The organism is Streptomyces sp. NPDC111802 (genome assembly GCF_055634335.1).
In genome coordinates this window covers 1-22212 of the sequence record NZ_JBVKCZ010000072.1, presented here as the reverse complement: position 1 = coordinate 22212, position 22212 = coordinate 1, and the positions used below count along the sequence as shown (strand labels likewise).

At 71.6% G+C, this 22212-nt stretch carries 23 protein-coding genes and 2 pseudogenes; 13 read left to right on the top strand and 12 right to left on the bottom strand.

Features of this window, described 5'->3' with window-relative positions:
* Positions 1-257 (bottom strand): cbb3-type cytochrome c oxidase subunit I (locus tag ACZ7NC_RS41395; protein WP_471496803.1); only part of this gene is annotated, 257 nt, incomplete at its 3' end.
* A 75-nt stretch (positions 258-332) separates the two neighbouring features.
* Between ACZ7NC_RS41395 and ACZ7NC_RS41390 the strand changes: the two genes are divergently transcribed.
* Entirely contained in the window at positions 333-866 is a 534-nt protein-coding gene (locus tag ACZ7NC_RS41390; protein ID WP_471496799.1) for an RNA polymerase sigma factor, read from the top strand.
* On the top strand, positions 859-1848 hold the full coding sequence (locus ACZ7NC_RS41385; RefSeq protein WP_471496797.1) for a CU044_5270 family protein: 990 nt from the start codon (positions 859-861) through the stop codon (positions 1846-1848). Before ACZ7NC_RS41390 ends, ACZ7NC_RS41385 begins: the two co-directional genes overlap by 8 nt.
* Before the next feature lie 33 nt (positions 1849-1881).
* On the opposite strand, the gene ACZ7NC_RS41380 is transcribed toward ACZ7NC_RS41385, so the two are convergent.
* The 4 genes from ACZ7NC_RS41380 to ACZ7NC_RS41365 form a co-directional block, all read right to left on the bottom strand.
* Positions 1882-2148 (bottom strand): DUF4235 domain-containing protein, encoded by a 267-nt coding sequence (locus ACZ7NC_RS41380; RefSeq protein ID WP_471496795.1) that lies wholly within the window; start codon positions 2146-2148, stop codon positions 1882-1884.
* Complete coding sequence (locus tag ACZ7NC_RS41375) at positions 2145-2576, bottom strand: DUF3618 domain-containing protein (protein WP_471496793.1); 432 nt, start codon at positions 2574-2576, stop codon at positions 2145-2147. Before ACZ7NC_RS41375 ends, ACZ7NC_RS41380 begins: the two co-directional genes overlap by 4 nt.
* On the bottom strand, positions 2573-2989 hold the full coding sequence (locus ACZ7NC_RS41370; RefSeq protein ID WP_471496790.1) for a phage holin family protein: 417 nt from the start codon (positions 2987-2989) through the stop codon (positions 2573-2575). The genes ACZ7NC_RS41375 and ACZ7NC_RS41370 overlap by 4 nt, the downstream gene beginning before the upstream one ends.
* A gap of 90 nt (positions 2990-3079) precedes the next feature.
* Positions 3080-4180, bottom strand: coding sequence for a YihY/virulence factor BrkB family protein (locus ACZ7NC_RS41365; RefSeq protein ID WP_471496788.1), 1101 nt, complete (start codon positions 4178-4180; stop codon positions 3080-3082).
* Positions 4181-4372: 192 nt separating this feature from the next.
* Between ACZ7NC_RS41365 and ACZ7NC_RS41360 the strand changes: the two genes are divergently transcribed.
* The gene (locus tag ACZ7NC_RS41360; protein WP_471496801.1) at positions 4373-5386 is read left to right on the top strand and encodes an alanine--tRNA ligase-related protein; all 1014 of its coding nucleotides are present in this window, start codon (positions 4373-4375) and stop codon (positions 5384-5386) included.
* 73 nt (positions 5387-5459) lie between these two features.
* Here the strand turns inward: ACZ7NC_RS41360 and ACZ7NC_RS41355 are convergent, their stop codons facing one another.
* A complete protein-coding gene (locus ACZ7NC_RS41355; protein WP_471496786.1) occupies positions 5460-5825 on the bottom strand; it encodes a nuclear transport factor 2 family protein in 366 nt (121 codons plus the stop codon).
* A gap of 170 nt (positions 5826-5995) precedes the next feature.
* On the opposite strand from ACZ7NC_RS41355, the gene ACZ7NC_RS41350 reads away from it, so the two are divergent.
* Positions 5996-6304 (top strand): hypothetical protein, encoded by a 309-nt coding sequence (locus tag ACZ7NC_RS41350; protein ID WP_471496784.1) that lies wholly within the window; start codon positions 5996-5998, stop codon positions 6302-6304.
* A gap of 182 nt (positions 6305-6486) precedes the next feature.
* On the opposite strand, the gene ACZ7NC_RS41345 is transcribed toward ACZ7NC_RS41350, so the two are convergent.
* The gene (locus ACZ7NC_RS41345) at positions 6487-8241 is read right to left on the bottom strand and encodes an ABC transporter ATP-binding protein (protein WP_471496781.1); all 1755 of its coding nucleotides are present in this window, start codon (positions 8239-8241) and stop codon (positions 6487-6489) included.
* A 111-nt stretch (positions 8242-8352) separates the two neighbouring features.
* A pseudogene (locus ACZ7NC_RS41340) lies at positions 8353-8924 on the bottom strand (rhodanese-like domain-containing protein).
* 64 nt (positions 8925-8988) lie between these two features.
* Here ACZ7NC_RS41340 and ACZ7NC_RS41335 point away from each other — a divergent pair.
* Positions 8989-9276: a metal-sensitive transcriptional regulator gene (locus ACZ7NC_RS41335; RefSeq protein WP_471496778.1), complete on the top strand. Its 288-nt coding sequence runs from the start codon at positions 8989-8991 to the stop codon at positions 9274-9276.
* Between the two features lie 39 nt (positions 9277-9315).
* On the opposite strand, the gene ACZ7NC_RS41330 is transcribed toward ACZ7NC_RS41335, so the two are convergent.
* Positions 9316-10065: a sulfite exporter TauE/SafE family protein gene (locus tag ACZ7NC_RS41330; protein ID WP_471496776.1), complete on the bottom strand. Its 750-nt coding sequence runs from the start codon at positions 10063-10065 to the stop codon at positions 9316-9318.
* Positions 10066-10131: 66 nt separating this feature from the next.
* Complete coding sequence (locus ACZ7NC_RS41325) at positions 10132-11805, bottom strand: rhodanese-like domain-containing protein (protein WP_471496773.1); 1674 nt, start codon at positions 11803-11805, stop codon at positions 10132-10134.
* A 269-nt stretch (positions 11806-12074) separates the two neighbouring features.
* Between ACZ7NC_RS41325 and ACZ7NC_RS41320 the strand changes: the two genes are divergently transcribed.
* The 4 genes from ACZ7NC_RS41320 to ACZ7NC_RS41305 all read left to right on the top strand — a co-directional run bounded on the left by ACZ7NC_RS41320 (position 12075) and on the right by ACZ7NC_RS41305 (position 15228).
* Positions 12075-13163: an S-(hydroxymethyl)mycothiol dehydrogenase gene (locus ACZ7NC_RS41320; RefSeq protein WP_471496770.1), complete on the top strand. Its 1089-nt coding sequence runs from the start codon at positions 12075-12077 to the stop codon at positions 13161-13163.
* On the top strand, positions 13163-13792 hold the full coding sequence (locus ACZ7NC_RS41315; protein ID WP_471496766.1) for an MBL fold metallo-hydrolase: 630 nt from the start codon (positions 13163-13165) through the stop codon (positions 13790-13792). The genes ACZ7NC_RS41320 and ACZ7NC_RS41315 overlap by 1 nt, the downstream gene beginning before the upstream one ends.
* Before the next feature lie 51 nt (positions 13793-13843).
* Positions 13844-14218, top strand: a complete 375-nt coding sequence (locus tag ACZ7NC_RS41310) for a DUF4180 domain-containing protein (RefSeq protein WP_471496764.1) — start codon at positions 13844-13846, stop codon at positions 14216-14218.
* A 95-nt stretch (positions 14219-14313) separates the two neighbouring features.
* The gene (locus tag ACZ7NC_RS41305; protein ID WP_471496762.1) at positions 14314-15228 is read left to right on the top strand and encodes an SDR family oxidoreductase; all 915 of its coding nucleotides are present in this window, start codon (positions 14314-14316) and stop codon (positions 15226-15228) included.
* Between the two features lie 90 nt (positions 15229-15318).
* Here the strand turns inward: ACZ7NC_RS41305 and ACZ7NC_RS41300 are convergent, their stop codons facing one another.
* Positions 15319-15456 carry a hypothetical protein gene (locus ACZ7NC_RS41300; RefSeq protein ID WP_471496760.1) on the bottom strand — a complete coding sequence of 46 codons (138 nt, stop codon included), beginning with the start codon at positions 15454-15456 and terminating at the stop codon, positions 15319-15321.
* Between the two features lie 50 nt (positions 15457-15506).
* Between ACZ7NC_RS41300 and ACZ7NC_RS41295 the strand changes: the two genes are divergently transcribed.
* Complete coding sequence (locus ACZ7NC_RS41295) at positions 15507-16304, top strand: SDR family NAD(P)-dependent oxidoreductase (RefSeq protein WP_471496758.1); 798 nt, start codon at positions 15507-15509, stop codon at positions 16302-16304.
* 47 nt (positions 16305-16351) lie between these two features.
* Here the strand turns inward: ACZ7NC_RS41295 and ACZ7NC_RS41290 are convergent, their stop codons facing one another.
* Positions 16352-20395 carry a CHAT domain-containing protein gene (locus tag ACZ7NC_RS41290; protein ID WP_471496756.1) on the bottom strand — a complete coding sequence of 1348 codons (4044 nt, stop codon included), beginning with the start codon at positions 20393-20395 and terminating at the stop codon, positions 16352-16354.
* A gap of 84 nt (positions 20396-20479) precedes the next feature.
* Between ACZ7NC_RS41290 and ACZ7NC_RS41285 the strand changes: the two genes are divergently transcribed.
* The 3 genes and pseudogenes from ACZ7NC_RS41285 to ACZ7NC_RS41275 form a co-directional block, all read left to right on the top strand.
* Positions 20480-20887 carry a hypothetical protein gene (locus ACZ7NC_RS41285; RefSeq protein WP_471496753.1) on the top strand — a complete coding sequence of 136 codons (408 nt, stop codon included), beginning with the start codon at positions 20480-20482 and terminating at the stop codon, positions 20885-20887.
* A complete protein-coding gene (locus ACZ7NC_RS41280) occupies positions 20884-21744 on the top strand; it encodes a hypothetical protein (RefSeq protein ID WP_471496750.1) in 861 nt (286 codons plus the stop codon). The genes ACZ7NC_RS41285 and ACZ7NC_RS41280 overlap by 4 nt, the downstream gene beginning before the upstream one ends.
* Before the next feature lie 198 nt (positions 21745-21942).
* A pseudogene (locus ACZ7NC_RS41275) lies at positions 21943-22212 on the top strand (murein L,D-transpeptidase); the annotation flags it as partial.

The following is a 22212-nucleotide window of genomic DNA, read 5'->3' as shown; positions in this document are numbered from 1 at the left end:
GCGAACATCAGCAGCATGATCGTGCCGTGCATCGTGAACGCCTGGTTGAACTGCTCGTTCGACATGAGCTGCAGACCGGGCCGGGCGAGCTCGGCACGCATGAACAACGCCATCACGCCACCCACGCAGAAGAAGGCGAACGAGGTGACCAGATAGAGCGTGCCGATCGTCTTGTGGTCCGTGGTGGTCAGCCACTGGACCGCCTTGAAATCTTTGATCCTCTTCACGCCCCGCCTGTGTCCGCGGCCGGGCCGCACGTCACACTCGACGGACGCGACGAGAATCACGGAAACGGGTGTGACGATCCGGCTGGTGCCGGACACGAACGGAACATGAGCAACGACGAGACCTTCGCCGCTGCCTATCGCGAGCACTACTGGGCGGTCAGCCGCTATGTCGCGCGGCGACTGGACGGGCGTACGAGTGAGGTCGAGGAAGTGGTGGCGGAGGTGTTCACCGTGGCGTGGCGCCGCCGGGCCGACCTCCCGGCGACACCGCTGCCCTGGCTATACGGCGTGGCACGCAACTGCCTGGCGAACGCGGTACGCGGCTACGGGCGCCGCCGACGGCTGGTCGACCGGATGGGCAACGACGACGCCGCGCACGGCCGGCACATCGTGGCCAGCCCCGACACCGAGGCGCCCGGCGCCTGGGTGCACGAGGCGCTGGCCCGGCTGTCCCCGGCCGACCAGGAGGTGCTGCGGCTCACGGCCTGGGAGGAACTCGGCGTCGAGGAACTCGCCGTCGCTCTCGGCTGCGGCAACCGGGCCGCGTCGATGCGGCTGCACCGGGCCCGGCGCCGACTGAGAGCCGAGATCGACCGGACGAGCCCAGCGACCGCGCCCAAGGAACGAAGCCATGGCTGACGAACTCGAACTGCTGCGCCGAGCCAACCCGGTTCCGGTCGACGGCCCGCACTACGGCGACGGCCCGCTGGACCACAACGCCGAACGGCATCTCGACCGGCTGCTGCGCGAGCGCCCGCCCGCTCCCCGCCGACGCGCCCGGCTGGCGTGGGGCCTCGCGGCCACGGCCGTGGTCGCCGCGCTGGTGTCGGCACTGCTGTTCACCGGTCAGACCACCGCCCCCGCGGTCGCCGCGCCGCGCCCGCTGGTCGTGCAGGCCGACTCCAGGCCCGTACCCCTGGAGCGGCTGGCCGAGCGTGCCGAGCAGACGGCGTCGGCGGGCTCGCCCGCCCTGCGCAAGGGCACGCACGCGCAGTCATGGAGCCTGGCCATGAGCGACCAGGACCCGCCGATCACCCTCCCGCAGGAGACGATCGTGCGCTGGCACGACGACGACAGCCACACGGAGATCGTCGTGGCGACCGACCCGCGTCACCCCGGCCGGCCCGTCCTCACCGACGCGGAGGGCGATCCGCGCCTGGTCGACGACGGCCACGTCCTCAGCAGGCGGACATACCCCCCGAGTTGGAGCGACGCCCCGCCCGAGTCCCCGCCGCCGCACGACGCCGCCGCCCTGCACGACTACCTGGAGGAAGCCGAGCGGGCCTTCCTGTCCGACCACTCGCAGCCGCTGTCCACCGCCGAGCTCCTCGACGCGACCAAGACCCTGCTCGACCACTGGACCCTCGGCACCCGCGAATCGGCCGCGCTGGCCCGCCTGCTGGCGGACGCCGAGGGACTACGGCCCGCCGGTCAGGTGACGGACCGGCTGGGCCGGCGCGGGCAGGCGTACGTGTACGGCGGTGAGGACAGCCGTCGGATGCTGATCATGGACCCCGCCAACGGTGCCGTCCTGGGGCTGGAGGTGACCTTCACCCGGGACGACCCCCGGTTCGGTGTGAAGGCCGGTGACGTGATGACGTACAGCGCCTGGATGCGTTGACGCCGCACGGCACCGCACCCGCCGACGCGTCCCTCAGCCGGGCCAGGTGCCCGTGAGGCGACGGGTGGCGGTGGCACCGGCCCGGTCGACCGTTGCCTTGACGGCGGCGAAGATGGCGCCCTGGAGGGTCGCGGCCATGAGGACCTCCCGCCAGGTGCGGTCCTCATCGGTGGCGTCCGGGGCGTCCTTGTCGTGGCCCAGCATCTTCCAGGTCTGCTTGAAGGCCGCGCCGGCCAGCATGCCGCTGACGGCGCCGAGGCCGAGACCCACGGGCCGGTAGGCGATCTCGGCGGTCTTCATCGGTGCGCTCCCGTGCGATGGCGGCGCGCCAGCAGCAGGGCGCCGCCCAGAGCGGCCGTCCCGGCCAGCAGGGCGCCGCGATGCTGCTGTGCCATCCGCAGGCCCTGGTCGGTCCTGGCCCTTATCGGCTCGGGCGTCCTGTCCTGCACCGCGTGGCCGGCCCGGGCCGCGGTGTCGCGGACCCGCAGGGCGGCCCGGTCGGCCGTGTCCTGCACCGAAGGGGGCACCTTCTCCCATGCGCGCCGGGTGACCTGGGCGGTAGTACGGCCGACCTGCTCCCTGGTCTCCTGGGCCTTGTCCTGGGCCCGGGTCCTGACATCGGCCCGGGCGGCGAGCTCCTCCACGGTCTTGCCCAATTCGCCGCGAGTCTGCTCGATCTGCTCGCGCAGTTCGTCAGGGCCCTTGCCCGACCTCGCTTCACCGGTCATCGCTGTGCCCTTTCCTTGATCTCGGCCACGTCGGTTCTGACACTGTCGATCGTCTGCTCGGGGGCCGGCGGGGTGGCCCTGCGGACCTTCGCCCTGCCGACGGCAGCCATCAGCGCGGCGACGACGAGCAGGGCCCCGGTGACGATCAGTCCGGCGGCCCACACCGGCAGGGGCACGGCCAGGGCCGCGATCGCGGTGGCGATCATCGCCTGCAGGGCGAGGAAGCCGACCAGTCCGGCGCCGCCGAACATGCCGCCACCCATGCCCAGGCGCTTGCCCTTCTGCGTCATCTCCGTCTGCGCCAGCCTCATCTCGGCCCGTACCAGTTCGGTCAGCTCCTGGGAGGCCTCCTGGACCAGCTCACCGACCGAGGCGTCGGAACGGGAGCGGTACCGGGGATGCGCGGTGGTCATGCGGGTCACCTTCTCTCCTGCGTCGTGATACGTGGATGAGGTCGTGGCGCCGGGTACCCGGGCACGGGCCAGCCGTACCGGGAGACCCCGTCAGGGACCGCGCAGGCGTCGCCGGTCCTGCTCATCCCATTTACGGGTGTCGCGTGGTGACGTGTACGGCTCCTCGTCGGGCGGGTGCCCGCCGGCGATCGCTCGCTGCCGTACGGCCTCCGCGTCGAACTCCAGGCCGAGCAGGATGGCCAGATTGCCGATCCAGAGCCAGAGCAGGAAGACGATCACGCCGGCCATGGTGCCGTACGTCTTGTTGTACGACGCGAAGTTCGCCACGTAGAGCGCGAAGCCCGCGGAGGCGATCAGCCAGATGACCAGGGCCAGCAAACTGCCCGGGGTGATCCACCGGAAGCCGCGCACCTTGGCGTTCGGGGTCGCCCAGTACAGGATCGCGATCATGGTGGTCACCAGGACGGCCAGGACGGGCCATTTCGCGATGGACCAGACCGTCAGGGCCGTGTCGCCGATGCCCAGTGTGGAGCCGACCTCGCGGGCCAGCGCGCCGGTGAAGACGACGATCAGGGCGCTGAGCACGGCCATGACCATGAGAGCGACGGTCACACCGAGCCGGACCGGGAGGATCTTGTAGACCGGGCGTCCCTCCGGCATGTCGTAGACGGCGTTGGCCGTGCGGATGAAGGCCGCCACATAGCCGGAGGCGGACCACACGGCCAGGACCAGGCCGACGACAGCCATGACGGAGCCCAGACCGCTGTTGCCCTGCAACTGCTCGACCGCCCGCGTGAGGATGTCCCGGGCCGAGCCCGGTGCGAGCTGGTTGATGTTGTCCAGGACCTTGTCCGTGGCGGATCTGCCGACCAGGCCGAGCAGGGACACCAGCACCAGCAGCGCCGGGAAGAGCGAGAGCACGCTGTAGTAGGTCAGGGCCGCCGCGCGATCGGTGAGCTCATCGTCCTTGAACTCCCGCAGGGTGCCCTTGAGCGCCGCCCGCCACGACTGTTTCGGCAGCTCGGTCGGCGTGTCAGGGGCTCTCCGCTCCACCTGAGGATCCGGCCCGAACTCCTCCCGCGAGGTCTCCGCCCCGCTCGCTCCCCGTGCTGCCGGGCCCGCGGCCTCCTGCTCGGGCGGACTGTGCCGGTCCCGGTGATGCTTCTGCCTGGATTTGAGAAGTCGGTTCATGCCCCCCGGGTATCCGGTCCTTCGCAGCTCACGCGCGGTTGTACGATGCGGGCCACCGGGCCGTGGCCGCCCCGTTCCGCCGCCGGTGCACCGCCCAGCGGCCGGAAACGGACCGCCGATGTGTGCCTTCTCCTTCCTGGTCGCACCTGTGCCGCGGCTCTTTCAGGTCCCCTGACCCGAAGGAACGCCATGATGAACACCGACCAGATCGTTCGTACGTTCAACGACTTCTACCGCGAACGCGGACACGGGCACATCACCGGCGGCACCCTCCTTATCTGGAAGGGTCGGCGGCATCCACAGGGCCGACGCCTGGTCGGCCTCCAGCGTTGTCTGCGCACCACCGACCTCGACGAGGTCGGCGACCGCACGCATCTCACCGTGTTCGAGATGCTCGGCTCGTGGTCGCTGGGCGACTACGGCCTTTCCCAGAGCCTGCGTTGGGGATACGAGCTGTTGCGCGACGGGTTCGGGATCCCGCCGGAGCGGATGTACGTCACCGTCTTCGGTGGAAACGACGAGGTCGGCCCCGACCGCGAATTGCTGGACACCTGGCGGGAGTTGGGCCTGCCCGTGGAGCTGACCCACCACGAGAACTGGTGGTCCCACGACCCCGTCGGTCTGTGCGGCCCCGACTCTGAGATCTTCGTCTGGACCGGCGACCCGAGCAGGCCACCACAGGGCAGCCCCACCACCGACCCACGGTGGGTGGAGGTCTGGAACCACGTGAGCCACAGCTCGGTCTACGACACCGACCTGTTCGAACCCTGGATGCGGCTCCTGCCGCCTCCCTGGCCCCTGGACGAATCCTCGACCCGCCTGGTCTGCGACCACCTGCGCTCGGGCGTCGTCGTCATCGGCGACGGCGTACGGCCTTCAAACACGGGACGCGGCTACGTCCTGCGCCGGCTGATCCGCCGTGTCCTCACCACACTGTGGCGCGACGACCCCTCGCGCACTCTGTCCGACCTGCCGGGGGAGATCCTCCGCCACACGCTGGACCACTTCCGTCCGACCTGTGGCACCGGCCCGGTGCGCGAGGTGCTGGAGGGGGAGGAACGGAGGTTCGGCAGGCTCCTGGAGCGTGGGCGCCATGTGCTGGGCAGGCCGGAGTTCGAGGGCCCGCTGAGCGAAGCCGACTACCGCTACCTGCACGACACACACGGCCTGCCCAGCGATCTGGTCACGACGCTCCGCACACCATGACGGATGAGAAGGAATGACGGACGAGAAGGTCCAGGTCGGCTCCGAGCCGACCTGGGCCTTCCCCGCTCGCTTCCTACTCGTCCCATGCCTCGATGATGATCTGCTGGGAAATCTTGCCGTCGCGCAGCGTGATCATCGACTCGGACAGGACGCGCACGCCGTCCGCGTACTCACAGGACTCGCTGTAGGCCGCGCGGTTGCCCTGAATCACGCATCCCTCCAGCTTGTGTGTCATGTCGCGGCTGTACACATCGGTGAGCATGTCGGCGATCTGGTTGCGGCCGGTCATCACCTGCGGGTGGCTCGGCTGCGCGTTGCGGTTCACGACGCGGATCTCCGCGTCGTCCGTGTAGAGCGACAGAAGCGTGTCCGGGTTCTGTCCTTCGACGGCCCGGCGCAGGGTTTCGGTGTCGAACGCCGGGGTTGCGGCAGTGCCCATGGTGACCTCCTCCGAGGCCCGCGGCAGGACGAAGGGCGGCCGCGAGGGCCTCACCTCCGAGCGTCCTCCGCACCGCCGGGCTCGGCAAGCGCTGCCGGTGCGCTGGGCCTGACGGGTGAGGGGCGCCGGCCGGCCGTGTCCCGCGGCGGGCCGCCCGCGTTGCGGAAAGCATGATCTCAACACGACGTATCGTCGCCGCCGTTGGTCTCGCGGCCGGTGTCACCGGCCTCGCCGCTCCGCTGGCGAACGCGGCCCCGGCGGACGCCCCGAACGCCGGCATGCTCAACCCCGTCACCACGCTCGACTCGCTCGCGACGACGGGTGTGCCCGCGGACCGCAGGGCCAAGATGCCGCGCCCCTCCGACCAGCTGGCCCGGCTCGAGCAGCTCAAGGAACTGAGCCGGGCGCAGCGGCCGCAGCAGGTCAAGGCCCTCGACACCCCGGTCACCAGGATGCTGCCCGGCGCCCTCAAGGTGTGAGCCGTCGCCCGCCCGCACCCCCCAAGGGCCGCCCGCTTGTGGGCGGCCCTTTTCGTATGCGCCGAGAGTGACGTGCCGGCTACCCAGCGGAACGCGGCTGGTAGTGCCCTTGGTCGCCGGGGCCCGCAGATGGTGCGTGCCGCCCCGATATGCGGCTCCGCCGCGTGGCGCCAGCGGAGCGCTCAGTCGGCCGTCGCCAGGAACTGCGTCGCCGCCAGTTCCGCGTACAGCGGGTCGGCCGCCACGAGTTCGCGATGTGTGCCCACCGCGCGCACCCGGCCCGCGTCCATCACCACGATCCGGTCGGCCATCGTCACCGTCGACAGGCGATGGGCGACGACCAGGACCGTGGTCGTGCGGGCGACGTCGGCGACGGTGTCGCGCAGCGCCGCCTCGTTCACCGCGTCCAGTTGCGAGGTGGCCTCGTCGAGCAGCAGCAGCCGGGGGCGGCGCAGCAGGGCACGGGCGATGGCGACGCGCTGACGCTCACCGCCGGACAGCTTGGTGCCGCGGTGCCCGACGAGCGTCTCCAGACCGTCGGGCAGTTTCGCGATCAGCCCGTCCAGACGGGTCGTCTTCAGCACGCGCGTGAGTGAGTCCTCGTCCGCCTCCGGATTGCCGAGCAGCAGATTGGCCCGCAGCGAACCCGACAGCACCGGGGCGTCCTGCTCGACATAGCCGATCGCGGACCGCAGTTGGGGCAACTCCCAGTCCGCCAGGTCCCGTCCGTCGAGCGAGATGGTCCCGTCCTCGGGGTCGTAGAACCGCTCGATCAGCGAGAAGACCGTGGTCTTGCCCGCGCCCGACGGGCCCACGAACGCCGTCATGCCCTGCGCGGGCACGGCGAACGTCACGCCGTGATGGACGTAGGGCAGATCCTCGGCGTACCGGAAGCGCACGTCATCGAAGGCCAGCGCGGCGGGCTCCGCCCCGGCGGACGGCAACGGCGCTGGCGCGGCGACCGGTTCGGCGGGCAGCCGCAGCGCCTCCTGGATCCGCGCGAGCGCCGCGGACCCCGTCTGGTACTGCGTGATCGCGCCGACGACCTCCTGGATCGGCGACATCAGATAGAAGACGTACAGCAGGAACGCGACCAGCGTGCCGATGTCGATCGCCCCGGTCGCCACCCGTGCCCCGCCCACCGCGAGCACCGTGATGAAGGCGATCTGCATGGCCAGTCCGGCCGTATTGCCCGCGGCGGCCGCCCATTTGGCGGCCCGTACGCTCTGCCGCCACGACTCCTCGGCGGCCTCGTGCAGCGTACGTTCCTCCCGGTGCTCGGCGCCGGACGCCTTCACCGTGCGCAGCGCGCCGAGGATCCGCTCCAGCGAGGCCCCCATCACACCGACCGCGTCCTGCGCCTGCCGGCTTGCCCGGTTGATGCGCGGCACGATCACGCCGAGGATCGTGCCTGCGCACAGGATCACGCCGAGCGTGACCGCGAGCAGCACCGGGTCGACCAGGCCCATCATCACCACCGTCGCCACCAGCGTGAGCCCGCCGGTGCCGAGGCCCACCAGCGAGTCGGTGGTGACCTCGCGCAGCAGCGTCGTGTCCGAGGTGATGCGGGCCATCAGATCGCCCGGCTCACTGCGGTCCACGGCGGCGACGCGCAGCCGCAGAAGATACGAGGACAGGGCGCGCCGCGCGCCGAGCACCACCGACTCGGCGGTGCGCCGCAGGACGTACGAACCCAGCCCGCCCAGCGCCGCGTTGGCCACCACCAGCGCCGACATGACCAGCAGCGCGCCGGTGATGGCCCGGTCGTGGGAGAGGTCGTCGATCAACTCCCGTGCCACCAGGGGCAGAAGCAGCCCGGTGGCGCCCGTGACGAGCGAGAGCACGGCGCCCGTCAGCAGGGCCCAGCGGTGCGGGCGTACATAGCCCAGCAGGAGCCGCCAGGTGGCCGGGGCGGCTTGGGTCTCTGCGATGCTCACGGGGCTCCTCCGGAGTCGTACGGAGCCCTCAGGCTACGTCGGCTTCCGCCCGCGAGGCCTGCCGGTTTCCGCGCCGGGGAGAGCGCGATCGGCCGGGCGTGTGACGGGCGCCTACTCCTGCTGAGCCAGGGCAGCCAGTGTCGCGTCGAGGTCGGCAGGACGCGAGCGGTTGTGCGGCAGCTTCGACAGCACCGCGGCCATTCCGCAGGTGTTGGTGAGAGCCGAGAGGACGAGACCGCCCGCGATGCCCGCGGAGAGCAACTGCCAGGCCGGATGCAGCAGTCCGAGTCCGAGGCCGACCAGGACGAGCGCGCCCGCGGTGAACCGCACCTGCCGCTCCATGCCCCACGTGCGGCGGGTGCCGGACGGTGCAGCTCGTGCCCGCGCGCCGCCCAGCCCTGGGTGCCGCCGACCAGAGTCAGAGCGGGAACGCCGTGCTCGCCGAGGATCCGGCAGGCGTTTTCGGAGCGGGCCCCGGAGGCGCAGACCACCAGCACCTCACCCGTGCGCCGACCGAGCGTGGGCAGGGCTCGGTCGAGCTGGTCCAGGGGGATGTTGAGGGCGCCGGGCAGATGTCCCACGGCGTACTCGCCGGGTGTGCGGACATCGATGACGGTCAGACCGGGCAGTCGGGTGCGGGCCTCGTCGATGTCGAGGGTGCGCGGGTCGAGGGGCGAGGTCATGCGGAATGAGATCCTTTCGCGGGGAGGGGGTAAAATACCCCCAAGGGTATGTAGAGGAGTGATCGTGGAGCTTCAGTTCGAGGGCGACGACCTCAAGTCGGTGCTCAACCGGCTGCGCCGGGCGCAGGGGCAGATCTCCGGGGTGATCAAGATGATCGAGGAGGGCCGCGACTGCGAGGACGTGGTCACCCAGCTCGCCGCCGCTTCGCGCGCCTTGGACCGGGCCGGCTTCGCGATCATCGCGACCGGGTTGCAGCAGTGCCTCACCGACCCCGAGAAGGGGCGGAACAACGGCGAGACGACGGAGCAGATGAAGGCGCGGCTGGAGAAGCTCTTCCTGTCGCTGGCGTAGGCGCGTTGAGGATGGGCGGGTCCTGTGCCCCTGCCGGGGTCATACGACGGCATCCGCCAGCATGAGCACGGCCACCGCCAGCAGGGCGTAGGCGAAGATCTGCCGCAGCCTGTCGCCGGAGACCTTCCCGGCGAGGCGCTTGCCGTCCCAGGCGCCGAGTACGGCCGCCGCCGCGAAGGGGGCCACGGCCGCCCAGTCGACGCGCGTCTGCGTACCGGCCCTGGCCGCCAGCGCGACCAGCGAGTTGACGGTGATGACCAGCAGGCTGGTCCCCACGGCGGCCCGCATCCGCAGTCCCACCACGTTCACCAGCGCCGGTACGGCGAGAAAGCCACCGCCCACCCCCAGCACCCCGGTCATCGCGCCCAGCCCCGCCCCGGCCCGGACCACCTGCCAGGACCGCACCGGCACGTCCTCGTGCCGTACGGAAGCCGACGGCCGCAGCATCCGCAGCGCGGCGCCGGCGGCGATCACCGCGAACGCCCCCGTGAGCAGAGCGGGCGACAGCCACCCGGACACCGCCCCGCCGACCGCCGCCGGGATCGTCCCCGCCGCCGCGAACAACGCCCCGCCCCGCCAGCGCACCGTGCCCGCCCGGGCATGCGCGGCCAGCGCGGTGAGGGAGGTGACACTGACGACGACCAGGCTCGCGGTGGCCGCCGCGGCCGGCGTGAAACCGAGCAGATAGATCAGCGCAGGCACCGCCAGCACACTGCCGCCCCCGCCCAGCGCCCCGAGCGAGAGCCCGGTGACGGCACCGGCGAGGAGGCCGAGGAGCAGGGCGGTCACGAAAGGGCTCCGGTGCGGCCCGTGAGGCCGGCCCGAGCCCGGTGGCGGAAGCCCCCGACCGGAACGTCACTCCTCACCGGTCGCCCCCGACTCCGCCACCACAGGCAGCCCCGCCTCCGTCCAGGCCCGCATCCCTCCGATCACGTCTACGACCTCGGCGCCGCGCGCCGAGAGCAGTGCCGCGGCCTCGCGGGAGCGCTTGCCGGAGCGGCAGATGGCGACGACCGGGCGGGACCGCGCGTTCTCGGGCAGTGGCGCACCGGCGGCCAGGGCGGACAGAGGCGCGAGCACGGCGCCGGGGGCGTGGCCCTCGGCCCATTCCCGCGCCTCACGGACGTCCACCAGGACGGCGCCCACGGCCGCCAGGTCATGGGCCTCGGCCGGGGTGACGCGGGCCATGGGCAGCCCGGCCGCGCGGGCCGAGTCGAAGGAGTCGTCGACGGCCACGACATCGCGTCCCGCCGCGTCGAGCAGCGAGGCGGCGATCGCGGCCCGCATGCCGCCGGCGCAGTGCACCCACACGGTGCCGTCCGGTATCTCGGAGAGCCGGCCGCGCAGTTGGTGCAGCGGTATGTGCACGGACCCCCTGATGTGGTCGGCGTGACGCTCGGAGTCGCGGCGCACGTCCAGGGTGACCACACCGTCCTGGGCGGCGAGGTCGCCGAAGGTCGCCCGGGGGAAGGAGCGCGGGCCCTCGCCCGGTCGCATCCACTCCTCCAGCAAGCCGGTGGCTGCCGCGGCCGGCCTGTCGATGCCGACGCGGACGAGTTCGCGCTGGGCGTCGGCGAGTTGGGCGGGTGTCTCGGCGAGCAGCGTCACCGGCTTTCCCCAGGGCAGCAGCCAGGCCAGATACGTGGCCAGCTGCCCCTCGGCCTCGAAGTTGACCGACCCGGCGACATGACCCTCGGCGAACGCGACCCGATGGCGCAGGTCCACCACCCACTCACCGGCCGCCAGCCGCGCCGCGATCTCCTCGGCGTCGCTCGGGCGGGGCGGCGTGAGGTCCACCGGTGCCGGGCCCTGAGTGTTTGTGGGACCCATGTGGGTGTAGTACGCCGGTACGTCGTCGAGACCGGCCAGCAGATCGGCGACGAAGGTGTCGACGTCCTTGACGAGGGCGTCGTTGACCTGCCGCTCGTGCCCGATCGTCGTAGCGCCGCCTCCGGCCGCCCGGGTGGCCGAACAGAAGCTGCCGAAGCCGTGCGTGGGCAGCACCGCCGTCTCGTCCGGCAGCTCGGCCGCCAGTCGGTGCGCGGAGTCGTACTGCGCCCGCGCCAGCCGCCCGGTGAGCCCCGGCTCGACCAGGTCGGGCCGCCCCACCGTGCCGATCAGCAGCGAGCCGCCCGTGAAGGCGGCCACGGCGTGTCCTGAGTCCTCCAGTACGTACGACGTGTGGTGCGGGGTGTGCCCGGGAGTGGCGACGGCGCGCAGCACCAGGTCGTCCTCGACCGGCGTACGGTCCCCGTCGGCGACCGGCACCCGTTCGTACGCGACCCGCGCCGCGGCCGGGACGAGATAGGCGGCACCGGTGATCCGGGCCAGCTCCGGTCCGCCGGTCACATAGTCGTTGTGCACATGTGTCTCCACCACATGTGTGATGCGCACACCCCGCCGCGCGGCGGCCGTGATCATCCGGTCGATGTCCCGCGGCGGATCGACCACCACGGCTCTGTGCGCACCGCCCGCCAGATAGCCGCGGTTGCCCAGTCCCGGTACGTCGATGGTGTCGACGAAGTACACAGCAGCACTCCTCTCTGTCGTCCTGGCCGAGTCCCTGTCCTGGCCGAGCCCGATTCGTGCGGTGGCCCGGCCCGTGCCTCTCCCCGGCGCCCGGGGGAGGTTCGAAAATTACCCCCGGGGGTATATGACCACAGTAGCAGGGTACCCCCGGGGGTATTTTCGTAGTGGCTGGAAGGAGATGTGAAGGCCCCCCACTCCGTGCCTCTACCGATCAGTCACGTCTAGGGTCGGAAGCGGACGGAGAGCCGCCGAGGAAAGGGCTGGGCACCATGGCGCAGGAAGTACGGGGCGTGATCGCACCGGGCAAGGACGAGGCCGTGCGCGTGGAGACGATCGTCGTGCCGGATCCGGGGCCGGGAGAAGCCGTCGTACAGGTCCAGGCCTGCGGGGTCTGCCACACCGACCTGCACTACAAGCAGGGCGGCATCAACGACGAGTTCCCCTTCCTGCTCGGCCATGAGGCGGCGGGCGTGGTGGAGTCGGTGGGGGAGGGTGTCACCGATGTCGCCCCCGGTGACTTCGTCATCCTCAACTGGCGTGCGGTGTGCGGGCAGTGCCGGGCCTGTCTGCGCGGACGGCCCTGGTACTGCTTCGACACGCACAACGCCCAGCAGAAGATGACCCTCGCCGCCACCGGCCAGGAGCTCTCCCCGGCCCTCGGCATCGGCGCCTTCGCCGAGAAGACGCTGGTCGCGGCGGGACAGTGCACCAAGGTCGACCCCTCGGTGTCCCCGGCGGTGGCGGGGCTGCTTGGCTGCGGGGTGATGGCCGGCATCGGCGCGGCCATCAACACCGGGAACGTGGGACGCGGCGACACGGTCGCCGTGATCGGCTGCGGCGGGGTCGGCGACGCGGCCATCGCCGGGTCGAACCTCGCCGGCGCCGCGAAGATCATCGCGGTGGACATCGACGACCGCAAGCTGGAGAAGGCCCGCTCGATGGGCGCCACCCACACGGTCAACTCCCGCGAGACCGATCCGGTCGAGGCGATCCGCGAGCTGACCGGCGGCTTCGGCGCCGACGTCGTCATCGAGGCGGTCGGCCGCCCCGAGACGTACAAGCAGGCCTTCTACGCCCGCGACCTGGCCGGCACGGTCGTGCTGGTCGGCGTGCCGACCCCGGAGATGAAGCTCGAACTGCCGCTCCTGGACGTCTTCGGCCGCGGCGGGGCGCTGAAGTCCTCCTGGTACGGCGACTGCCTGCCGAGCAGGGACTTCCCGATGCTGATCGACCTCCATCTACAAGGCCGCCTGGACCTGGACGCCTTCGTCACCGAGACCATCGAACTCACCGACGTGGAGAAGGCCTTCGAGCGGATGCACCAGGGCGACGTCCTGCGCTCGGTGGTGATGCTCTGATGGCCGTCCGCATCGAACGCCTCGTCACTTCGGGGCAGTTCAGCCTCGACGGCGGTACCTGGGACGTCGACAACAACGTGTGGCTGGTCGGCGACGACCACGAGGTCGTCGTCATCGACGCCGCCCACGACGCCGACGCCATCGTCGAGGCCGTCGGAGACCGGCGCCTGAAGGCGATCGTGTGCACCCACGCCCACAACGACCACATCGACGCCGCACCCGCCCTCGCCGACCGCACCGGTGCCGTGATCTGGCTGCACCCCGACGACATGCCGCTGTGGAAGCTGACCCACCCGGACCGCGACCCGGACGCCCACCTCCTGGACGGCCAGGTCATCGAGGCAGCGGGCGCCGACCTGACGGTCCTGCACACCCCGGGGCACGCGCCCGGCGCGGTGTGCCTGCACGACCCCGGCCTCGGCGTCGTCTTCACCGGCGACACCCTCTTCCAGGGCGGCCCCGGCGCCACCGGCCGCTCCTACTCCCACTTCCCGACGATCATCGACTCGATCCGTGACCGGCTGCTCAGCCTGCCGCCCGAGACCAAGGTCCTCACCGGCCACGGTGACCCGACCACCATCGGCGCGGAGGCCCCGCACCTGAAGGAGTGGATCGACCGAGGCCACTGAGACCGAAAAACCCGTGGTGAGGGGGGTGACGCAACCGTACGATCACTCCCCATGACCGCCAACACGCTCGTGACCCTGCATGACGTACGCGTCCTGCGCTGCGCCCCCGACGGCCCGACCCTGGACGGCGAGAGCGCGGCACTCGATCTGATCGGCGACGCGATGGGGCACGATGCCGAACTGGTCGCGGTGCCCGTGGAGCGCGTCGAGGACGAGTTCTTCCGGCTGGGGTCGGGTGTCGCGGGCGCGGTCATGCAGAAGTTCGTGAACTACCGGCTGCGTCTCGTCGTGGTCGGCGATGTCTCCCACCACGTCGCCGAGAGCACCGCCCTGCGCGACTTCGTGTACGAGACCAACAACGGCGGCCACATCTGGTTCCTGGCGAACGATGACGACCTGGACGCGAGGTTGCGCCCGGCCGAGTGACCCCTCGACAAGACCTGAAATAGACGACAGAAGATGTCCGGCTTACCCGGCACCCTCGATAGCGACACCGCACATCAGGGCACGGGAGGCCGGACATGTCACAGCCGCTGAAGGACAAGGTCGCACTGGTCGCCGGGGCGACACGAGGCGCCGGACGCGGCATCGCCGTGGAACTCGGAGCGGCCGGCGCCACCGTCTACGTCACGGGACGCAGCACACGCGCCCGGCGCTCGGAGTACGACCGCCCCGAGACCATCGAGGACACCGCCGACCTGGTCACCGAGGCGGGCGGCCACGGCATCGCCGTACCCACCGACCATCTCGACCCGGCGCAGGTCCGCACCCTCGTCGACCGCATCGCGGATGAACAGGGGCGCCTCGACATCCTCGTCAACGACATCTGGGGCGGCGAGAAACTCTTCGCCTGGGACAGCCCGGTCTGGGAGCACGACCTCGACAAGGGCCTGCGGCTGCTGCGGCTCGCGGTCGAGACGCACGCGATCACCAACCACCACGCCCTGCCCCTGCTCCTGCGCCAGCCGGGCGGACTGGTCGTCGAGATGACCGACGGCACGGCGGACTACAACCGTGACAACTACCGGGTCTCCTTCTTCTACGACCTCGCCAAGTCATCCGTCCTGCGGATGGCCTTCGCCCTCGGCCGCGAACTCCGACCGCGCGGCGCCACCGCCGTGGCACTGACCCCGGGATGGCTACGCTCCGAGATGATGCTGGAGGGTTTCGAGGTGCGTGAGGACAACTGGCGCGACGCTCTCGCCCGCGTCCCGCACTTCGCCATCTCCGAGACACCGCGCTATGTCGGACGCGCCGTCGCAGCACTCGCCGCCGACCCCGACGTGGCCCGCTGGAACGGCGAGTCCCTCTCCAGCGGTCAGCTCGCGCGGGTCTACGGCTTCTCCGACCTCGACGGCAGCCGCCCGGACGCCTGGCGGTACATCGTCGAGGTGCAGGACGCGGGGAAGCCGGCGGACACGACGGGCTACCGCTGAGGCGGCGCCGGGGCGGCGGTGCGGATCGGCCGGCGAGCGGAGTGGCCCGGCGGCAGACCGAGGTCCTCCCGCACTGCCGCGTAGTAGCCCTCACGTCCGGCGCGCTGCCGATCCGAGGGATCCCGCTGGAAACCTCATCCGGTCGCCCCGCACAACCACCACATAGGAACCGAGCGCTCCGATCACGACGCCGATGAGCGTGGGCAGTTGCTGCATGAACACGGCCATGGACGCACGCTATCTGCCCGGATGATCGTCCCGGCACTACGGTTCGATGCATGACGAACACAGGGCGCTTCGCGGCTCACGGAGTACTGATCACCGGTGCGGCGCGCGGTATCGGCGCCGCCACCGCACGCCGGTTCGCCGAGGAGGGCGCGCGCGTCCTGGTGACCGACAGGGACGGACCCGAGGCCGAGGAGACGGCGGCGGAGCTACGGGGACGAGGGCTCGCGGCGCGGGCGCTGGCGTGCGACGTGGCCGACCGGGTGTCCGTCGAGGCGGCCGTCGCCCACGCCGTCGACAGCTTCGGCTCGCTCGACGTCCTGGTCAACAGCGCGGCCGCCTGCACACCCGACACCGAACTCTTCGAGGACGGCCCGGACGAGGCGTGGACCCGCGATCTCGACGTCACCCTGACCGGCACCTACCACTGCTGCCGCGCCGCCCTCCCGCACCTGGCCGCGACCGGCCGCGGTGCCATCGTCAACATCGGCTCCGTCAACGGCCTCCAGGACTTCGGCAACCACGCCTACAGTGCCGCCAAGGCCGGCCTCGGCTCCCTCACCCGCACCCTCGCCGGCCACGCCGCCGCCCGGGGCGTCCGCGTCAACATGGTGGCGCCGGGCACGGTGCGCACCTCGGCGTGGGAGGGGCGGGACGCGGACCTCGACGCGATTCGGCCGCTGTACCCCCTGGGCCGGGTCGGCGAGCCCGAGGACATCGCCGCCGCCGTCATCTTTCTGGCATCCCGCGACGCGGCATGGATCACCGGCACCACCCTCACCGTCGACGGCGGCCTGACCGCGGTCAACACCGGGTTCCGGGCGGCGGTAGGGCGACACGGCAGTGCCTGAGGCGTCCGTACGGCACGAGCAGACCTCATGTCCTGGCCACCGCGCGGTCAGGGCCCGATGTGGATGTACGGCGCCCAGACGGTGGGTGAGTGCCCGGCCGCGCCTTCTCGCAGACGCTGGACCGCGCCATGCAGCAGTACCGCTGTCTCGGAGGTTCGCCCGTCGGCTGCGAGCGCCGTGTAGACATCCTCGCTGACCTGCGGGGCCACCGCGTCGTAGATCGGCCAGAGCGTGGCGATGACATGACGGAAACCCGCCGTGCGCAAGGAGGCGGCGAGGTGGATCGCCTCATCGGGAAGCGCGGTGCCGCCGGACGCGGTGCGGCAGGCGGACAGGAAGGCCAGCTCGGCCTGGGCCGACCGCACCCGCACCACGTCGAGGACTTCGAGGGGCTGGTCGTGGAGCAGGACCGCGTTGCGGGAGGGCTGGCCTAGGTCCTGCCTCCCGTGGCAGGCGAAGTGCACCCACGCGTGTGCGCCGAGCCCGTCCAGGACGCGCTGCCGGGTGGCCTCCTGCCCGGAGACCAAGGTCGCGCGGGAGCCGAAGAGGCGCAGCAGTGTGTCGGTCTCGGGTTCCACCGCGAGGTCCGGCGCGTCCGGTGTGTGGGGCATGGACACCACGAGCAGCCGCGGGTCGGGCGGCGCGCTGCGGGAACGGGCCGTGATCAGGTCGCGAAGAGTAGGGGTGTAGGACGAGACCACATGGTCCAGGGCGGACTCGGCGGTGCCCGGGCGGAGCGCGGCGTGCAGCGGCAGGAAGGCCAGCAGCCCGGTGGGACACCACCACAGCCGGCGCACCTGGCCCACGGCGTCGAGTACCGGACCGGTCACGGCGGTCCACAGCCATTCCAGCAGCCCGGTCACGGTGAGATGGGCGCGCACGACGGCGGCCAGGGACGACGGGGGCTCTTCGAAGGTGTCGAAGACGGCCTCGAGGTGTTCAATGAGCCGGTCAGGGACGAGGCCGGGCAGCGGGACGACTTGTACGTCGCCGTCCCGTACCACCAAGGCATCGCAGCGCACCGAACTGAAGTTGAGGACGACGACCGGGCCTTCGGCTGCGGCGGTCGCCAGCTCTTCGAACGGGCGCGGCCGCAGGAAGCCCTGGAACCCGGGCAGGTCGCGCACCTCGGCGACCAACTGGTCCCAGCGACGGGCCAGGACCGTGCGGTCGGTGACAGGGGGAGGCTCGAGCCGGGCGAAGTCGTGGTCGAGCTGGATGTCGAGCGCGGCCCGGACATCGGTGAGGCGCTCGGCGAGATCCGGACGGACGGCGCTCAGCGCGGTGACGTCCTCCCGGGTGTCGAGGAGCTGGGACCACAGCACGGACCGCCCCTGCTCCAGCAGTTCCACGGCCAGGGTGGGCCGGCCGGCGGCGACGGCCAGTGCGGCCGCCTCCGAAGCAAGTCCGGCCAGCAGGGACAGCTGCCGCTCCTGGTCGGCGCGGGGAATGCCGCGCCAGGCCAGCAGGGGCAGCAGGCCCACCGCCTGCCGTGCCGCCGACAGCGCGCCGTCGATGTCGCCGTGCTCCCAGGCGAGTGAGCTCGCCCGATGCGCGGCCCGGATGCGGGCGTCGGCGGCGGACACGCTGGTGTCGGCGGCGGTGCGGTATGCCCGGTCCGCGTCGGCGCGGTCCCGGTCGGAACCGGTGAGCCGGGAACGGGCCTCGAGAGCAAGGCCCAGATTGAGGCAGTGGGGACCGCGCCGGGGATCCGACGGTGCGGTCGCCTCGACGGCGGCCCGCAGCAGGCCGACCGCCTCGTCGAGGTCGGCCCTGGAGCGCGCGTGCTCCCACCGCCGCAGGAGCACGGTGCCGTACGCCCCGAGGTAGCGGGGGCGGCGGGTGTGGCCCGGCGCCAGGGTGATCAGGGCCGCGCGCAGGGCCTCGGCCGCCTCGTCCAGGTCGCCGGCACCTCCGGTGACGTCGGCGCGGAGCGCGAGTGCCTTGGCGAGGTTGATGAGCACCATCCGGCGCGCGGGAGCGGCGGGTCCGACAGCCAGCGCGGCCCGCAGAAAGGTGACGGCCTCCTCCAGGTCGGTGAGGGAGCCGGTCGATCGATAGCGCTGTTCGAGGGCGTTGCCCAGGTTCAGCAAGGCGTTCACGGCGTGGGAACTGCCGGGTGCCGCGATCCCACGTGCCTCGTGGAAGGTGCTGATCGAGCGGTCCAGATCGGCTCCCGAGCCGGTGAGGCCACTGCGGTCGAGCAGCAGGACGCCGAGGTTGTTGAGCTCGCGGGCCGTCACCGGCACGGAGCTGCCCGCCAGGTCGGCCAGGTCAGCCAGCTCAACGGCCTCGTCGAGGTCCGCCGGGTCCCCGTTCAGTTCGTGGCGCAGCCGCAGGGCGTTGCTCAACAGGGTCACGGCCTTGAACCTGCCGGACGTGCCGGGAAGGGAGCTGGCGACCGACTCGCGCGCCGCGGCCATGGCCTCCAGCAGGTCGTCGATCGCGCTCCTGGCCGTGTAGCGCTCCATCAGCGCGTCGCTGAGGATTCCCTGCATCCGTTCCCGGTCGGCGTGTCCCGGAGGGGTGAGTTCGGCGGCACGGCGTATCAGGTGCACCGCCTCGTCGAGCACTTCGGGGGCGTCGAAATGCTTGTGCCACAGCAAGAGCGCCGTGGCGAGGTTGCCCAGCCAGTCCGAGCGGGCCGGGTCGTCCGGGGCCATCGCGGCGAGTGCCGCCCGCGTGTGACGGACGGCCGCCTCCAGGTCGGCGATGTCGCCGCTCATGTCATGACGGAGATAAAGGCAGACGCCGAGCACGGACAGTGTGCGTGCCTCGTCGCCCTCGGCGGGCCGCTCGGCGGCATGTGACAGCACCTCGACGGCCTCGTCCAGGTCGGGGCGGGCCTGCGTCACCTCGTACCTGGCGAACAGGGCGGTGCCCAGTGACGTCAGCCAGGAGCCCCGGTCGGGATCGTCCGGCGGCAGCAGCTCAAGACCGTGCCGGGCCGCGGCGACCGCCTCGGTCGCCACGGCGGGGTCACCGGTGAGGATCAGCCGTTGATCGAGACACTGGCTCAGCAGGAGGTGGGGAAGGGCGCGTCGGGTGGGCGGGGACGCGTCCGCCTCCAGTTCGGCCATCTCCCGCAACGCCGCGATCGCCTCGGTGTTGTCCGCCGGCGACTGCCGTGCGCCGGCCCGCCGGTGCAGGGCCGTGCCCAGCAGATACAGCGCCCCGGAGCGCTCGGGATGGGCGTCGGGGCGGGCGGCGACGCTGAGCCGGGCATAGGCGATGTGCTCGTCCAAGTCCCGGGCCTTGGCGGGGTTCAGCCCCAGACGGCCGCCCGCGACGGCCATGGCGAGGTCGGCGGTGGCGGCGAAGTCGGGGCCGTCCGGGGCCAGTTCGGCGAGGGACGCCGTGGCGGCCTCCGCGAAGGCGGTCCCGGTGACGGGAGTGTCCTCGACTTCCAGCACGGACACGAGCGCGCCGACCAGGAAGACGTGGATGTTCGCCCGGAGTTCGTCGCCGGGCCCGGTCGCCCCCAGCGCCTCCCGCAGGAGGGCGCACGCTGCCTCCAGTTCGTCCTTGTCCCCGGTCCGGGAGCCCCTCATCGACAGGGACCGGCCGAGCAGAGCCGTGGCAGGAACGCGAAGCGGATCGTCCGCGCGCAGCAGGCCTCGCGCGATGTCCATGGCTGCCACCGCCCGGTCCAGGGGCCCCAAGTCGGCCTCGTCTTCTCTGAATTCGTTGCTCCAGACCGCGCCGAGGTTGAAGAAGAGGCGCGCGTACCAGTCGCGCCACTCGTCGTCCTCGGCCATGTCCAGGGTCACCGAGCCCTCGGTGACCGCGAGATCGACGGCTTCGAGCGCGGCCCTGAGGTCCGGCGGCAGTGCCTCGGGGGCCTGCGCGCGCAGCAGATCGCCCGCCAGTACCGCGGCCGCGAGTGCTTCGGGGTTCTCGGCGACGTGGTAGTACCAGTGGAACGTCGTCAGTACCCCGAGTACTCCGGGGTCCATCGATGCGCCGTCGGAGAGCGAATTCCACAGCGCCACGGCCGCCGAGTCGGCTTCCGGGGAGCCGAGCGCGGCGCCGTCGCCTTCTTCGTACGCCGCGATCGCCCGTGCCAACAGGGCGACCAGCCCCTCGTTCATACAGGCATCCCCCCGCCCGCGACGCAGCCCACTCAATGTACAGGTCTGGACGCGGACAGTGGTGGCTTGATACCTCAAAGGGTCATGACCGACGACACATTCGGCATTCTGCTCGACGCGTCGACAGCGGCCGACACCCTTCCGGACAGCACACCGGTGCTGGACCTGCCGCCGGGCTCGGACGCAGTCGACGCCGCGGACGCCCTGGAGTCTGTCTTCGTCACCGACCGCGCGCTGCACGAGGTAGCCGTCGAAGTGGACGGGCGGATCGTCGGCGTGACCACCCGCACATATCTGAACGGCCTCGGCACCTCGGTCCTGCGTTCCGTCGGAGACGGAGATGGTGCGACGCTGCCGGGCGAGTCCCTGCGGTACGAGATCCTGCGGTACCGCTGCTCCACGTGTGGTGTCTCGCGGCGCAGGATCCACACCGACGAGCGGTCGTTGCCGTCCTGCCCCAACGGCCACGGCCGCCTGGAGCTCGAGCAGTGAGGCTCGACGCCGCGGCCAGGCCGAGCCTGGAAGGCGGCCGTTTCTTCCTGGTCGACTACCTCCCGACGTACGCGGCCATGCTCTTCCTCCTCGTGCTGATCTGGGCCGGAGCGCCCGGCCGCCCTCCGGACTTCGGCCGCGCGTGGCGTACCGTCGCCGATCTGGGCACAGGCGAGGTCCTGGCGGTGGCCCTCGGCATCACCCTGGGGGCGACCCTGGGCCATCCCCTGCAACTGGCGATGGTGCGGCTCCTCGAAGGCGGCTGGCCGCGCTGGGCGGCGCTCCTGGCCGGGTGGACACGCGGCGCCCAACTGCGCCGCCGGTCCCGGCTCGCGGCTCGGGCCGAGCTGCCGGAGGACGACGGGACGGAACTCACTGACGCTGAGATCCAGGAGATCGGGCTCGCGGGAACGCGCCTGCGCCGCTCCTTTCCTCCCGAGGGTCTCGTCCGGCCCACGGCCCTCGGCAACGTCCTGGCCGCGATGGAGTGGCAGGCCGGCGAACCGTACGGGTTGGACGCCGTGGTCGCCTGGCCACGGCTGTATCCGGTGCTGGGCGAGACGACACGCCTCGTCGTCGACGACCGGCGCAACACACTCGACGTGGCCGCACGGCTGGCCGCGACCCTGACGGCCACGCGCTCGCGGCCGCCGGCCTGCTGCTGCCGTCCGGGGGGTGGTGGGCCTGCCTGGCCCTCGTGCCGCTCGCGATGGCCCGGCTCGCCTACGTGGGAGCCGTGCGGGCGGCGCTCGCCTACGGCGAATGCGTGCGTACCGCATTCGACCTGCACCGCTTCGACATGCTCAGGGCCCTGCACCTGCCCCTGCCGGACCGCCCCGAGACCGAACACGTCCTGAACCGCGCTCTGTCCTTGTCCTGGCGTCAGGGCACCTCGGTGAACACGGCCTACGACCATCCGGTCGCCGAACCGGGGCAGTCTTCGTAACCGTTTCGTCTCAGCGTACGGCGGCCCACAACCCATTCGGCCGGGCACCGGTCTAGGTCGTCGAGATTCCACGACGCACGACACGACGCATGAAAGGCAAGCAGCCGACATGGGGGACATACGCAGACGGCGCGCCGTCGCACTCGGCATCACCGGCGGACTGGTCGCACCGCTCACGCTCACGCTCGCCGCCAGTCCGGCACAGGCGGCGCCGAGCTGCACGACACAGGCCGGGCCGTATCAGAAGCAGGTGGAGAAGTTCCTCGGCCGTCCCGTCGACGGCCGGCAGTCCACCACCGACTGCAAGGCCATCCAGGCCTTCCAGACCAAGCACGGCATCACCCCGAACGCCGGCTACGCGGGTCCCGTCACCTGGGGT